12 protein-coding genes are annotated in these 13,883 nt (G+C 57.8%); 6 read left to right on the top strand and 6 right to left on the bottom strand.

The window, feature by feature from the left end:
• Window positions 1–230: 230 nt before the first annotated feature.
• Both EAH74_RS13920 and EAH74_RS13925 read right to left on the bottom strand, forming a co-directional pair.
• Window positions 231–1,415 carry a porin gene (locus EAH74_RS13920; protein ID WP_140679202.1) on the bottom strand — a complete coding sequence of 395 codons (1,185 nt, stop codon included), beginning with the start codon at window positions 1,413–1,415 and terminating at the stop codon, window positions 231–233.
• Between the two features lie 209 nt (window positions 1,416–1,624).
• On the bottom strand, window positions 1,625–2,431 hold the full coding sequence (locus EAH74_RS13925; protein ID WP_140679204.1) for a sulfite exporter TauE/SafE family protein: 807 nt from the start codon (window positions 2,429–2,431) through the stop codon (window positions 1,625–1,627).
• Window positions 2,432–2,591: 160 nt separating this feature from the next.
• Between EAH74_RS13925 and EAH74_RS13930 the strand changes: the two genes are divergently transcribed.
• Window positions 2,592–3,455 carry an MBL fold metallo-hydrolase gene (locus EAH74_RS13930; RefSeq protein ID WP_140679205.1) on the top strand — a complete coding sequence of 288 codons (864 nt, stop codon included), beginning with the start codon at window positions 2,592–2,594 and terminating at the stop codon, window positions 3,453–3,455.
• Between the two features lie 115 nt (window positions 3,456–3,570).
• Here the strand turns inward: EAH74_RS13930 and bkdR are convergent, their stop codons facing one another.
• Window positions 3,571–4,056, bottom strand: a complete 486-nt coding sequence (gene bkdR / locus EAH74_RS13935) for a Bkd operon transcriptional regulator BkdR (RefSeq protein ID WP_046048920.1) — start codon at window positions 4,054–4,056, stop codon at window positions 3,571–3,573.
• Between the two features lie 185 nt (window positions 4,057–4,241).
• Here bkdR and EAH74_RS13940 point away from each other — a divergent pair, with 185 nt between their 5' ends.
• The 5 genes from EAH74_RS13940 to EAH74_RS13960 all read left to right on the top strand — a co-directional run bounded on the left by EAH74_RS13940 (window position 4,242) and on the right by EAH74_RS13960 (window position 10,529).
• Entirely contained in the window at window positions 4,242–5,477 is a 1,236-nt protein-coding gene (locus tag EAH74_RS13940) for a 3-methyl-2-oxobutanoate dehydrogenase (2-methylpropanoyl-transferring) subunit alpha (protein WP_102615395.1), read from the top strand.
• A gap of 1 nt (window position 5,478) precedes the next feature.
• The gene (locus EAH74_RS13945) at window positions 5,479–6,537 is read left to right on the top strand and encodes an alpha-ketoacid dehydrogenase subunit beta (protein WP_140679207.1); all 1,059 of its coding nucleotides are present in this window, start codon (window positions 5,479–5,481) and stop codon (window positions 6,535–6,537) included.
• Complete coding sequence (locus EAH74_RS13950; RefSeq protein ID WP_140679209.1) at window positions 6,538–7,809, top strand: dihydrolipoamide acetyltransferase family protein; 1,272 nt, start codon at window positions 6,538–6,540, stop codon at window positions 7,807–7,809.
• Between the two features lie 17 nt (window positions 7,810–7,826).
• Window positions 7,827–9,209, top strand: a complete 1,383-nt coding sequence (gene lpdA, locus EAH74_RS13955; protein WP_140679211.1) for a dihydrolipoyl dehydrogenase — start codon at window positions 7,827–7,829, stop codon at window positions 9,207–9,209.
• Window positions 9,210–9,509: 300 nt separating this feature from the next.
• On the top strand, window positions 9,510–10,529 hold the full coding sequence (locus EAH74_RS13960) for a branched-chain amino acid aminotransferase (RefSeq protein ID WP_140679213.1): 1,020 nt from the start codon (window positions 9,510–9,512) through the stop codon (window positions 10,527–10,529).
• 188 nt (window positions 10,530–10,717) lie between these two features.
• On the opposite strand, the gene EAH74_RS13965 is transcribed toward EAH74_RS13960, so the two are convergent.
• The 3 genes from EAH74_RS13965 to EAH74_RS13975 form a co-directional block, all read right to left on the bottom strand.
• On the bottom strand, window positions 10,718–11,482 hold the full coding sequence (locus EAH74_RS13965) for a LuxR family transcriptional regulator (RefSeq protein WP_140679215.1): 765 nt from the start codon (window positions 11,480–11,482) through the stop codon (window positions 10,718–10,720).
• Between the two features lie 88 nt (window positions 11,483–11,570).
• Entirely contained in the window at window positions 11,571–12,164 is a 594-nt protein-coding gene (locus EAH74_RS13970; protein ID WP_140679217.1) for an anthranilate synthase component II, read from the bottom strand.
• Window positions 12,161–13,636: an anthranilate synthase component I family protein gene (locus tag EAH74_RS13975; RefSeq protein WP_140679219.1), complete on the bottom strand. Its 1,476-nt coding sequence runs from the start codon at window positions 13,634–13,636 to the stop codon at window positions 12,161–12,163. Before EAH74_RS13975 ends, EAH74_RS13970 begins: the two co-directional genes overlap by 4 nt.
• Between the last annotated feature and the right edge of the window lie 247 nt (window positions 13,637–13,883).

Raw genomic sequence — 13,883 nt, forward strand, 5'->3', positions numbered from 1 at the left:
TCGGATAACCATTCAGGCGCGATCCACACTCCGTAGCAGCTGTCGAGCCTGCGAGGCTGCGTTCGGCTGCGCAGCAGTCGTGAAATCAGACAATGCGGTGTTTCAGGAAAACCTCGCACTCAGGTTTTGCGACTGCTGCGCAGCCGAACGCAGCCTCGCAGGCTCGACAGCTGCTACGGAGCCGAGCTTAGGCTTCAAAAGCGGCTACGAGCTCACTCAGCACGATGGGCTTACCAGGTCAGCACCGCCCCCACCGCAAAGGTGTCGGTGTCTTCGTCCTGGGCATTGGTGTCGTGGCCGTTGATTGCGAACTGGTTGTACTCGGCCACCAGCTTGAGGTTGTCGTTGACGTCATGGAACAGCGCAATGCCGCGGGTCTCGTAGTCCGCGCCGCTGCCGACCACGCCGTTGCCGTCGTCGTTGGTCTTGCCGTAAGACAACGCCAGGCGGTTCTTGCCCAGTTTGTAGGAGCCCTGCAGCAGGTAACCGTCACTGTCGACATTGCGCAGGACCGGCTCGCCGGCGTTGTTGGTAAAGAACGGGTTGATGCCCTTGGCCTGGAAGCCGGAGCCGGTCAGCGACAGCCCACCCATCTTCGCCTGCACGCCATAGCCGACGCCTTTGGAGGTGACGGACTGGACGGTGGAATCGGTATTGTCCGACGTCTGGTAGCTGCCGTTGACCCAGCTATAGATCTTTGCCCCGGCGAGGTCGAACTGATAGGTGATCTCGCTCTCGGTACGCGGGTTTTCCTGGTAAGCCTTGCCTGTCGGGCTGCTGTCGTTGGTGTCCACCGGGTCCATGATCCCCACGGCCACCCGCAATCCCTCCATCACCGGCGTGCGGTAGGTGATCTGTGAAGTCGGGAACGGATACGGATAGCCCGTGCCGATGTTGCCGAACGACACCCCGCCACCGTCCACCAGCCCCAGGGTATCGCTGACCTGGCCGTAACCGGCGAGCATTTCATCCAGCAGAATGTTGGAGCGGGCGAACAGGCCGAAGTCCTTGCCAATCAGCACCTCGCCCCACTCCGGGTTGGCCACGGTGCCGTAGAACTGCCGCACGTCGATGGCGGTGTCGGTGCCGTTGGTTTCGCTGTCGTTGATGGTCACCCAGAAGGAGGACCGGGCGCCGAGCTTGAGGTCATCGACCTGCTTGCTCATGTTGAAGCCCAGATAGTTGGGCAGAAAGCCCATCTTCACCCGCGCCTGTCGCCGGTCGAACTGGTCGCCGGCACGGTCCACTTTGCTGTTCACATAGAAGGCGTTGATGTAGCCGTCGGTGGAAAACGTGGTCTGATCCTTGTCGTACAGCACGATCTCGGCTTCGGCCATCGTGCTCAAACCGAGGGTCGAGAGGCTGGCGATGAAGGCAGGCAAGAAACGATGCTTGAAGTTCTTATTGTTGTGCATGACGCGCTCCGCAGCGGGGGACTGGATGTCGGAGGCGATTATCGAAAGCTGACCGGCGGCGTCATACGCTGCCTTGGAGGCGGATGTCAGGTGCTTTGGAGTGGCCGGTGATACGCGGCAAGTTGGGTGTAAGACCGTCCGTCGACGAGGCCCGGAACTTAGGGTGTACGCCTGTGGAACGGACTGGCGTCCACAGGAACCGGTACTCGTTAGACGCCCGCTCTAAACAGCATGTAAGCGGCGACCACAACACAGATGCTGGCGAAGCTGATTTGCAATCCTCGGGCCGGGACTCGCGCGCAAAGCTTTCTGCCAATGATCATGCCGACGATGCTCGCGACGATAAACGCCAGGCCCAAACCGTCGATTCGCACCCCGGCCTGAAACGCGCCGATCACACCGATGGCAGAAATCAGGCTGATCACCATCAAGGAAGTGGCGACGATTCCGCGCATCTGCACATCGGTCAGTTGCTTGAACGCGGGGACGATCAGGAAGCCGCCACCGACCCCGAGCAGCCCGGAGACCACACCGGTCACAGCGCCCAGAGCCGCGAGGGTCGCGGTGCACTTGGCGGTCCAGGAAAAGCGTCCGGTCTGCTGATCGAGCATGCAGTTCTTCTGGCCCCAGTTGGCGTGGCCGTGGTCGCTTGGACCTTCGTCCTGGCGCTCACGACGCAACATTCGCCAGGCCACCATGACCATCAGCAGGCTGAACAGGATCATCAGGATTTTTTCTGGCAACTGGTGGGCAACGTAGATGCCGACCGGTGAAAACACTGCGCCCAGCAACGCGATTAAAAGCGCCGCGCGGTAGCGCACCAGGCCATGGCGCAACCCGTCAATGGCGCCGACAGCCGCCGCACTGCCCACCGCGAACAGTGCGACCGGCGCGGCTTGCGTCATGGTCCAGCCCAACCCCAACACCAACGCCGGCACCGCAAGAATGCCGCCACCGGCTCCGGTCAAACCGAGTACCAACCCCATCACCACGCCAAAAAAACTCGCCAGCAACATAAAACACTCGTGATCTGCGAAAAAAGCCGGGAACGCCCGGTATCGATGACTGACAGGATAGAGCTCGCGCAGCTTTTTTCCTTCTTTGAATTGAATCGGGCTGGTCAGCGCAGGGAAAATGAAACTACCCTCATGACTTGTCCAGAAAGAAACGGCCACCATGTCCGCCTTGATTGAAGCTTTTTTAGACCCTGCCTCGTCGACCTTCAGCTATGTCATCTACGAGCACGATGGCGGGCACTGCGCCATCGTCGACCCGGTGCTCGACTACGACCCCGCTGCCGGGCGAACCGCCACCACCCAGGCCGACAAGATCATCGCCTTCGTTCGCCAACATCAGCTGCAGGTGCAATGGCTGCTGGAAACCCACGCCCATGCCGATCACCTGTCCGCCGCACCGTATCTGCGTCGGGAACTGGGCGGGAAGATTGCGATTGGTCAGTCGATCAGCAAGGTTCAGGGCGTGTTCAAGACCCTGTTCAACCTTGAGCCGGAATTTCGCAGTGACGGTTCGCAGTTCGACCATCTGTTCGCGCCGGACGAATCGTTCATGATCGGCAACCTCAAGGCCACGGCCCTGCATGTTCCCGGCCACACGCCAGCGGACATGGCCTATCTGATCGACAGCGATGTGATTCTGGTGGGCGATACGCTGTTCATGCCGGACGTGGGCACCGCGCGCTGCGACTTTCCCGGCGGCAACGCCAACCAGATGTTTGCTTCGATCCGCAAACTGCTGGCCTTCCCTGCCAGCGTTCGACTTTATGTCTGCCACGATTACCCGCCCGCAGACCGCAAACATCAGTGCATGAGCACGGTGGGTGAACAGCGCAAAAGCAACATTCACATCCATGACGGTATCGACGAAGCCGCATTCGTCGCCATGCGCACCGGGCGCGATGCGGGGTTGGGTATGCCGACGCTGTTGCTGCCGGCGATTCAAGTGAATGTGCGGGCGGGGAATTTGCCGCCGGCCGAGGGCAATGGCGTCAGCTATCTGAAGATCCCGCTAAACAAACTTTAAGATCAAAAGATCGCAGCCTGCGGCAGCTCCTACATTGACCGGGTACGACCGTGATCTTGCGGATGGTCTAAACCCTGTAGGAGCTGGCGAAGCCTGCGATCTTTTGATATTGCCGTCAGGCGAGGGTCAGGCCGTTGGCCGGCAACGGCAGCGCCGTTTTATAGCGCACCTGCTTGAGCGCAAAGCTCGAGCGGATGTTGGCGACGCCGGGGACTTTGGTGAGGAAGTCCATCATGAAGCGCTCCAGCGATTGAATGGTCGGCACCAACACCCGGATCAAATAGTCCGGATCGCCGGCCATCAAATAACATTCCATCACTTCCGGGCGATCCGAGATCGCTTCCTCGAAATGCTGCAACGCCTCCTCCACCTGTTTTTCCAGGCTGACGTGAATGAACACATTCACATGCAGCCCCAGCAGCTCGGCATCCAGCAGCGTCACTTGCTCACGAATCAGGCCCAATTCTTCCATCGCCTTGACCCGGTTGAAGCACGGGGTTGGCGACAGGTTGACCGAGCGTGCGAGGTCGGCGTTGGTGATGCGCGCGTTCTCCTGAAGGCTGTTCAAAATGCCGATATCGGTACGGTCCAGTTTGCGCATGAGACAAAACCACCTGTTTTTTATGTTTATGCAGATTTTTTATCCTCAAATGATCGCCAACGCAACGAAACAGAGAGAAATATTCTTCTTGGCGCGGCCTATGATTGTTGTAGGACAAGATTTCTTTCATCGAAGAATGACCGTCAGCTCACTACAAGAAATTCACAAGATCGAGCGTAGAAGCCATGAACCAAGCGTACGAACCGCTGCAACTGCACGTTCCCGAACCATCGGGCCGTCCTGGCTGCAAAACCGACTTCTCCTACCTGCGTCTGACCGACGCCGGCACGGTGCGCAAACCCCCAATTGACGTTGAACCGGCCGACACCGCTGATCTGGCCAAGGGCCTGATTCGCGTGCTCGATGACGAGGGCAATGCCCTCGGTCCATGGGCGGAAGGCGTGCCGGCCGAGATCCTGCGTAAAGGCATGCGCGCCATGCTCAAGACGCGGATCTATGACAACCGCATGGTGGTCGCCCAGCGTCAGAAAAAAATGTCGTTCTACATGCAGAGCCTTGGCGAAGAAGCCATCGGCAGCGGCCAGGCCCTGGCGCTGAACGTCGATGACATGTGCTTCCCGACGTACCGCCAGCAAAGCATCCTGATGGCGCGGGAAGTGCCGCTGGTGGACCTGATCTGCCAGCTGCTGTCCAACGAGCGTGATCCGCTCAAGGGACGTCAGCTGCCAATCATGTATTCGGTCAAAGACTTCGGCTTCTTCACTATTTCCGGCAACCTCGCCACCCAATTTGTACAAGGCGTGGGCTGGGGCATGGCCTCGGCGATCAAGGGCGACACCAAAATCGCCTCGGCCTGGATCGGCGACGGCGCTACCGCTGAATCCGACTTCCATACCGCCCTCACCTTCGCCCACGTTTACCGTGCGCCAGTGATCCTCAACGTGGTCAACAACCAGTGGGCAATCTCCACGTTCCAGGCGATTGCCGGTGGTGAAGCGACTACCTTTGCCGGTCGTGGCGTCGGTTGCGGCATTGCCTCCCTGCGGGTCGATGGCAACGATTTCGTCGCGGTCTATGCCGCCTCTGCCTGGGCCGCCGAACGCGCCCGCCGCAACCTCGGCCCGACCATGATCGAATGGGTCACCTACCGCGCCGGTCCGCACTCAACTTCTGATGATCCGTCCAAATACCGTCCTGCCGACGACTGGAGCTACTTCCCGTTGGGCGACCCGATTGCGCGCCTGAAGCAGCACCTGGTGAAAATCGGTCAGTGGTCCGAAGAGGAACACGTCGCCGTCAGCGCCGAACTGGAAGCCGAAGTGATTGCCGCGCAGAAAGAAGCCGAGCAGTACGGCACCCTCGCCGGCGGCCAGATTCCAAGCGCCGCGACCATGTTCGAAGACGTCTACAAAGAGATGCCGGAGCACTTGAAGCGCCAGCGTCAAGAGTTGGGGATCTGACATGAACGATCACAACAACAAAATCGAGTTGGAAACCGCCATGACCACGACCACCATGACCATGATCCAGGCCCTGCGCTCGGCCATGGATGTGATGCTTGAGCGTGACGACAACGTCGTGGTGTTCGGCCAGGACGTCGGCTACTTCGGTGGCGTGTTCCGTTGCACCGAAGGCCTGCAGACCAAGTACGGCACCTCCCGGGTGTTCGATGCGCCGATCTCCGAAAGCGGCATCGTCGGCGTCGCCGTCGGTATGGGCGCCTACGGTCTGCGCCCGGTGGCCGAGATCCAGTTCGCCGACTACGTTTACCCGGCGTCGGACCAGATCATTTCCGAAGCCGCCCGCCTGCGTTATCGCTCGGCCGGCGAGTTCACCGCGCCGATGACCTTACGCATGCCTTGCGGCGGCGGCATCTACGGCGGCCAGACCCATAGTCAAAGTATCGAGGCGATGTTTACCCAGGTATGCGGCTTGCGCACGGTTATGCCGTCCAACCCTTACGACGCCAAAGGCCTGCTGATCGCCTCCATCGAAAACGATGACCCGGTGATCTTCCTCGAGCCAAAACGCCTGTACAACGGCCCGTTCGACGGCCACCACGACCGCCCTGTAACGCCGTGGTCGAAACACCCGGCTGCGCAAGTGCCGGATGGTTACTACACCGTGCCGCTGGACGTCGCCGCCATTGCCCGTCCGGGCAAGGACGTGACCATCCTGACCTACGGCACCACCGTTTACGTGTCGCAAGTCGCTGCTGAAGAAACCGGTATCGACGCTGAAGTGATCGACCTGCGCAGCCTGTGGCCGCTGGATCTGGAGACCATCGTCAAGTCGGTGAAAAAAACCGGCCGTTGCGTGATTGTTCACGAAGCGACCCGTACCTGCGGCTTCGGCGCCGAACTGGTCGCCCTGGTGCAAGAGCACTGCTTCCATTACCTGGAAGCGCCTATCGAACGCGTCACCGGTTGGGACACTCCCTACCCGCACGCACAAGAGTGGGCGTATTTCCCTGGTCCGTCCCGAGTGGGCGCGGCTTTGCATCGGGTTATGGAGGTCTGAATGGGCACGCACGTTATTAAAATGCCGGACATTGGTGAAGGCATTGCAGAAGTTGAATTGTCGGTTTGGCACGTCAAAGTCGGCGACATGGTCGTCGAAGATCAGGTACTCGCCGATGTCATGACCGACAAGGCGATGGTCGACATTCCTTCGCCGGTGAACGGCAAAGTGATTGCGCTGGGCGGTGTGCCCGGCGAAGTCATGGCGGTTGGCAGCATCCTGATCAGCATTGAAGTCGAAGGCGCGGGCAACGTTAAAGAGTCGGCTCAGCCTGCACCTGTTAAAGAAGCACCGGTTGCGGCACCGAAAGTTGTACCCGCAGTTGAAAGCAAACCGGTTGCCGCTGCAGCGCCGCGAGCTGCCGTATGCCAGGGCCCAATGGTCGCTCGCGAAGCTGATGAACGTCCGCTGGCCTCACCGGCCGTGCGCAAACATGCGCTGGACCTCGGTATCCAGTTGCGCCTGGTGCGTGGCACCGGCCCTGCCGGTCGGGTGCTGCACGAAGACCTCGATGTCTATCTGGCCCAGGGTCAGCAGCCGCAATCCACCGCTGCCGCCGCTTACGCCCAGCGCAACGACGAAGAACAAATCCCGGTCATCGGCATGCGCCGCAAGATTGCCCAGCGCATGCAGGACGCCACTCAGCGCGCCGCTCACTTCAGTTACGTCGAAGAAATCGACGTCACCGCCGTGGAAGAACTGCGCGCTCATCTGAACGAAAAACACGGCGCGACCCGCGGCAAGCTGACCTTGCTGCCGTTCCTGGTCCGCGCGTTGGTCGTTGCCCTGCGCGACTTCCCGCAAATCAACGCCCGTTACGACGACGAAGCCCAGGTCATCACCCGCCTCGGCGCGGTGCACGTGGGCATCGCCACCCAAGCCGACATCGGTTTGATGGTGCCAGTGGTCCGTCACGCCGAAACCCGCAGCCTGTGGGACAGCGCTCAGGAAATTTCTCGCCTCGCTACCGCTGCCCGCAATGGCAAGGCCAGCCGCGATGAATTGTCCGGTTCGACCATCACCCTGACCAGCCTCGGCGCCTTGGGCGGTATCGTCAGCACCCCGGTGCTGAACTTGCCGGAAGTGGCGATCGTGGGCGTCAACAAAATCGTCGAACGCCCGATGGTCGTCAAAGGCCAGATCGTGATTCGCAAGATGATGAACCTCTCCAGCTCCTTCGATCACCGCGTGGTCGATGGCATGGACGCGGCGCAATTCATCCAGGCCATTCGCGGCTTGCTCGAACAACCCGCAACCTTGTTTGTGGACTAATTTTTAGTGGAGCAGGCATGCAAACTTTAAACACCACGCTGCTGATCATCGGTGGCGGCCCTGGCGGTTATGTGACGGCGATTCGTGCCGGTCAGCTGGGCATCTCGACCATTCTGGTCGAAGGCGAATCCCTGGGCGGTACGTGCCTGAACATCGGCTGCATTCCGTCCAAGGCGTTGATCCACGTCGCCGAACAGTTTCACCAGACGCAGCACCACAGCCAGCACTCGGCGCTGGGCATCAGCGTGTCGGCGCCGACGCTCGATATCAGCAAGAGTGTCGAGTGGAAGGACGGCATCGTTGATCGCCTGACCACGGGCGTTTCGGCGCTGCTGAAAAAGAACAAAATTCAGGTTATTCAAGGTTTTGCGAAAGTCATTGATGGTAAAACCGTAGAAGTCGGCGACACGCGCATTCAGTGCGAGCACCTGGTGCTGGCCACCGGTTCGAAAAGCGTGAATCTGCCGATGCTGCCGATTGGCGGCCCGATCATCTCTTCTACCGAAGCCCTGGTGCCGACGTCCGTGCCGAAACGGCTGATCGTGGTCGGTGGCGGTTACATCGGTCTGGAGCTGGGGATTGCCTATCGCAAGCTCGGCGCCGAGGTCAGCGTGGTCGAGGCTCAGGATCGCATCCTGCCGGCCTATGACGCCGAACTCACACAGCCTGTGCATGACGAACTGAAAAAGCTCGGCATAAAGCTTTACTTGAAGCACAGCGTCCAAGGCTTTGATTCTGCTAGTAATACACTGCAAGTTCTTGACCCGGATGGCGACACCCTGAACCTGGAAACCGATCAGGTACTGGTGGCCGTCGGCCGCAAACCGAACACCCAGGGCTGGAATCTCGAAGGTTTGAACCTGGACATGAACGGCTCGGCGATCAAGATCGACAACCGCTGCCAGACCAGCATGCGCAACGTGTATGCCATTGGCGACGTGAGCGGCGAACCGATGCTCGCGCACCGGGCCATGGCTCAGGGCGAGATGGTTGCCGAACTGATCAGCGGTAAATCCCGTGAGTTCAACCCGACTGCCATCGCCGCCGTGTGCTTTACCGACCCGGAACTGGTGGTGGTCGGCAAGACCCCGGACGACGTCAAGGCGGCGGGTCTGGACTGCATCGTTTCCAGCTTCCCGTTTGCGGCCAATGGTCGGGCGATGACGCTGGAATCGAAAAGCGGCTTCGTACGGGTCGTGGCGCGGCGTGACAATCATGTAATTGTTGGCTGGCAAGCAGTCGGTGTGGGTGTTTCGGAGTTGTCGACTGCTTTTGGCCAGAGCCTGGAAATGGGCGCCCGACTGGAAGACATTGCCGGCACCATCCACGCGCATCCGACGCTCGGCGAAGCGGTACAGGAAGCGGCGTTGCGGGCCTTGGGCCACGCGTTGCATCTGTAACGACGAACGCAAAACCCTGTAGCAGCTGTCGAGCACCGCGAGGCAGCGTTCGGCGACGAAGTCGTCGTAATTCGCCCCACGCGGTCTACATAAAAGAACGCGATGGCTGGTTTTGCGACGACTTCGTCGCCGAACGCTGCCTCGCGGTGCTCGACAGCTGCTACATCGGGTGCATCGATGGTCGCAGAGATCGAATTGCGGGCTGCGTAACAGGCCCGGAATGAAGTATTGTTGTCCCCATCCAGAAAAACGTCAGAAGCCTTGAACCGTTTCGGCGGTTGTTAAGTGATAGAGGGTGTCATGGGTAACGAAAGCATCAATTGGGACAAGTTGGGTTTTGACTACATCAAGACAGACAAGCGCTATCTGTCGCACTGGCGTAATGGCGAGTGGGACAAAGGCACCCTGACCGAAGACAATGTGCTGCACATCAGCGAAGGTTCCACTGCCCTTCACTATGGCCAGCAATGCTTCGAAGGGCTGAAGGCCTATCGTTGCAAGGACGGTTCGATCAACCTGTTCCGCCCGGACCAGAATGCCGCACGCATGCAACGCAGCTGCGCGCGCCTGCTGATGCCACAGGTGTCCACCGAACAGTTCGTCGAAGCCTGCAAGGAAGTGGTCCGCGCCAACGAGCGTTTCATCCCGCCTTACGGCACCGGCGGCGCGCTGTACCTGCGTCCGTTCGTCATCGGTGTGGGTGACAACATCGGCGTGCGTACCGCCCCCGAGTTCATCTTCTCGATCTTCGCCATCCCGGTCGGTGCCTACTTCAAGGGCGGCCTGACCCCGCACAACTTCCTGATCTCCAGCTACGACCGCGCCGCCCCACAAGGCACCGGTGCAGCCAAGGTCGGTGGTAACTACGCGGCCAGCCTGATGCCAGGTTCCCAGGCCAAGAAAGCCCACTTCGCCGACTGCATCTACCTGGACCCGATGACCCACACGAAAATCGAAGAAGTCGGCTCGGCCAACTTCTTCGGGATCACCCACGACAACAAGTTCGTGACCCCGAACTCGCCGTCGGTCCTGCCAGGCATCACCCGTCTGTCGTTGATCGAGCTGGCAAAATCGCGTCTGGGCCTGGAAGTGGTCGAAGGCGACGTGTTCATCGACAAGCTGTCCGACTTCAAGGAAGCCGGTGCTTGCGGTACTGCCGCAGTGATCACACCGATCGGCGGCATCAGCTACAACGACAAACTGCACGTGTTCCACAGCGAAACTGACGTCGGCCCGGTCACCCAGAGGCTCTACAAAGAGCTGACGGGCGTACAGACTGGCGACATCGAAGCGCCAGCGGGCTGGATCGTCAAGGTTTGATCTGACACCCCCGCTGCATCGAAGCCCTCCATTGCCCTGGCGATGGGGGGTTTTTTTAGGCTCTTCACGCAATCCCGGAAAATACAGAAACAAAAATGCCGATTGGACGGATGATTGCCAGGGCCTCGTAAGCCGGGTTCGCTGGCCGCTGCACACCGGTCAACTGGAAGAGATAAACAGATCGTTTGCTACAGTGAAATCAAACCCTGCGCTAACGCCACGCCTACCGCTTGCCGACGGCTGAAAGAGCCCAGTTTTCGACTGGCATTGGCGATATGAAAGTTGATGGTGCGTTCCGAACAGCCCAGGATGCAGCTCATTTCCCAAGTCGTTTTACCCACTCCAGACCATTTCAGCACTTCACACTCTCGCAGGGTCAGGCTGCAGAATTGCTCGCCTGGTTCTTTCAAGTGTTTCTGTGAGCCTTCCAAAAGGAACGGAATCAGCATGAATAGCCTCCCCAGGGCGGCATTCAGGTCATCGTCGAACTCGTCATTAGAATTCATACATTGAGCGACATTGAGTGACCCGAACTTTTCATTACACCGCAAAGGAATGCTAACCCCTTGTAAAAGGCCGTACCCCTCGCGTGCCTTCCAGAACTCATTAGACCTGCCCCGCGCCTGCCCCCGTGCTGCCCCCCAAAAGAGCGGCACAAAGTGGTGACGACAATGCCTGATTATCGGGTCCACTTGAATAAAGTTCTCATCCTTGTATTGCCTGAGCCAATCAGAAGGGTAAGACGTTATGATCCTATTAAAGGGGTCATTCGTTGTAGAGGAGCCCAGGCTCAGCAAGTAGCGGTCATAACCGATTCGACGCAGCACCTTGCGTAAATGGCTTTCCCAGTCACGCCGGTGCAAATCCTTGGCCAGAACGGAGAAATCATCCAATACCTCTTCGAAGTTAATCCTCAGGGGTTCTTTATTTCTATATCTATATAAGTCATCCACGATGAATCCCTGCACTCATAGAAGCTTTTTTTTCGATACTGCAACATTGAAAACACGGGTTGCGGTAGAAGCAACCCGTTCCCGCCGCTTATACCTCTGCTTTGCGACAGTGCTGTTCTATAAAACTTTTAAATATTCCAAGGCCATCCTCCGTCAAAATGCTCTCGGGATGAAACTGGACACCCTCTATCCGATGCTCAACATGCCGCACCCCCATGATGTATCCGTCATCACTTGAGTTGGATGTCACGGCCAACTCCTCGGGCAGGTCTTTGTTATCGATAATCAGCGAATGGTAGCGTGTCGCCTTGATCGACTTGCCGCTGGTATGGGCGTACACACCTTGGCCGTCGTTTTCTATCATGCTGACCTTTCCATGCATGACATGGGCAGCCCGAATGACCGAGCCACCGAAGGCCAGGCCGATTGCCTGATGCCCAAGGCATACACCCAATATAGGCAGACGCCCTTTAAAGTGCTGGATCACCTCGATATATCCGGCGTCCCGTGGATGACCGGGTCCAGGTCCCAGTACACAAAAGTCCGGGCCATACGCTTCAATCCTTTTAATCAGATCCGGAACATCATTGCGCTCTACGTGGGTTTCCAGACCTAACTGCTCAAGGTACTGACTGATAATAAATACAAAGCTGTCATACGCATCAATCAGAAAAACTTTCATTGCAGCATCTCCTTTCCGGTAACGGCGCGATAAACAGAACCCATTTTGTAGAATGTTTCAGTCCACTCTTTATCCGGAACCGAGTCTGCGACGACCCCTGCGGAAGCCCGCAAGTAATAAGTGCCGTCTTTATGAACTGCCGAACGAATACACAACGCCGTATTGACGCTGCCATCAAACCCGATAAGGCCGACTGCTCCGGCATATATTCCACGGCGGTTGTTTTCCATGCTTTCGATAATCTGCATCGCCCGAATCTTCGGCGCGCCTGTCATGGTTCCTGCCGGAAAAGACGCCTTGATAACATCAAAGGCATCAAACCCTTTTCGCAATAAACCGCGAACGTTTGACACCATGTGATAGAGATGAGAGTACTCCTCTACCAACATCAACTCGTCGACCTCAAGTGATCCTGGCTGGCAGACGCGACCGATATCGTTCCTGCACAAATCCACCAGCATCAAATGCTCCGCCCGCTCTTTTTCAGAGCGCGTCATGCTCAAGATCAACTCGCTGGAGGGTACACCGGGGGTTTTTCCGACGGTTCCGGCGATCGGTCTCATCTCGATCAGCTCATCCTTGATGCGGACAAACAATTCGGGACTGGCGCCGATCAAGTCGACCCCGCCCAAATTAGCCAGGTACATGTAAGGTGACGGGTTGTTTTTGCGCAATGCCCGATATACGTCAAAAGGCTTGATCGGCGTATCAACCTGAACTTCGTGGCCCAATTGAATTTGATAGATATCACCTTGGCGAATGTGCTCCAGCGCCGTGTCGACCCAACCAAGGAACTGCTCTTTTTCCACGGTATCGCGAGCAACCGTAACGGAAGGGTAAACAATCGGCGCGTCAGAAGCCGCCATGCCCCCAGCATCGGCCAACAGCGCGACATAGTCATCGGTGCTGCGGGACTTCCATAGAGAACAATTGTTAACCATGACGTCCACGGTTCCGTTGGCGTGGAAATACACCAGCGTCTGAAACACGGTCAAGGCAATAATCGGATAGTTATTGGTTCGCTCGGTCAGGTCCGGAATATTTTCGACAAACCTGACACTGTCATAGGAGAGGTAACCAAAAAAAGCGAGGCTGGGATTAGACTGGCGTGGTACATCAAAAGGTGTTTGTAACGTACGTAATAAATCCCATACGGCATCGTTCGAATCAATGCCAATATTTCCACTGCCGTCCAGAATAATTCCCCGCTCCGACAGTGAACTTCTTAAATGAGCTATGAGCCGCTCATTACCCTCAAGTGTCGCGTACCCCTCATAAATCTTAACTTCCAGTAATGGCTCCATCCCGATGATAGTCGCCTTACGATCGCGGCTGGGGCCAGACAGCGATTCGAGAATAAAGGTCTTATCGGGCCCTAACGCTTTTGCAGCCGCTTCATATACAGCAAGCGGATCGCACTTCAAGCGTTCAGTGTGTAACTGAACACTGATGGGGGTGGGTATCGTACTCATAAATCACTCCTTTATTATTGCCAAACGCTTACACAGATGAGAGTCGAACGCACAGGCCGACGCCTCAAACTGCCAAGCAGTTCAATCAGCTTAATTATTGATTTAGAGGATCCGTCAAACAGGCGGACGCACAGGGTCATGCAAAGAGGTGCCTCGGAAAAGAGACAGAACTTTACCGCACCCTTCGTGCAGTACGACTTTCGAAAGTACAACCACGAAAGATCGAACCACAGCGCTCGGCTATTTA

The organism is Pseudomonas mandelii (assembly GCF_006438925.1).
GTDB classification, from domain to species: Bacteria; Pseudomonadota; Gammaproteobacteria; order Pseudomonadales; family Pseudomonadaceae; genus Aquipseudomonas; species Aquipseudomonas mandelii_C.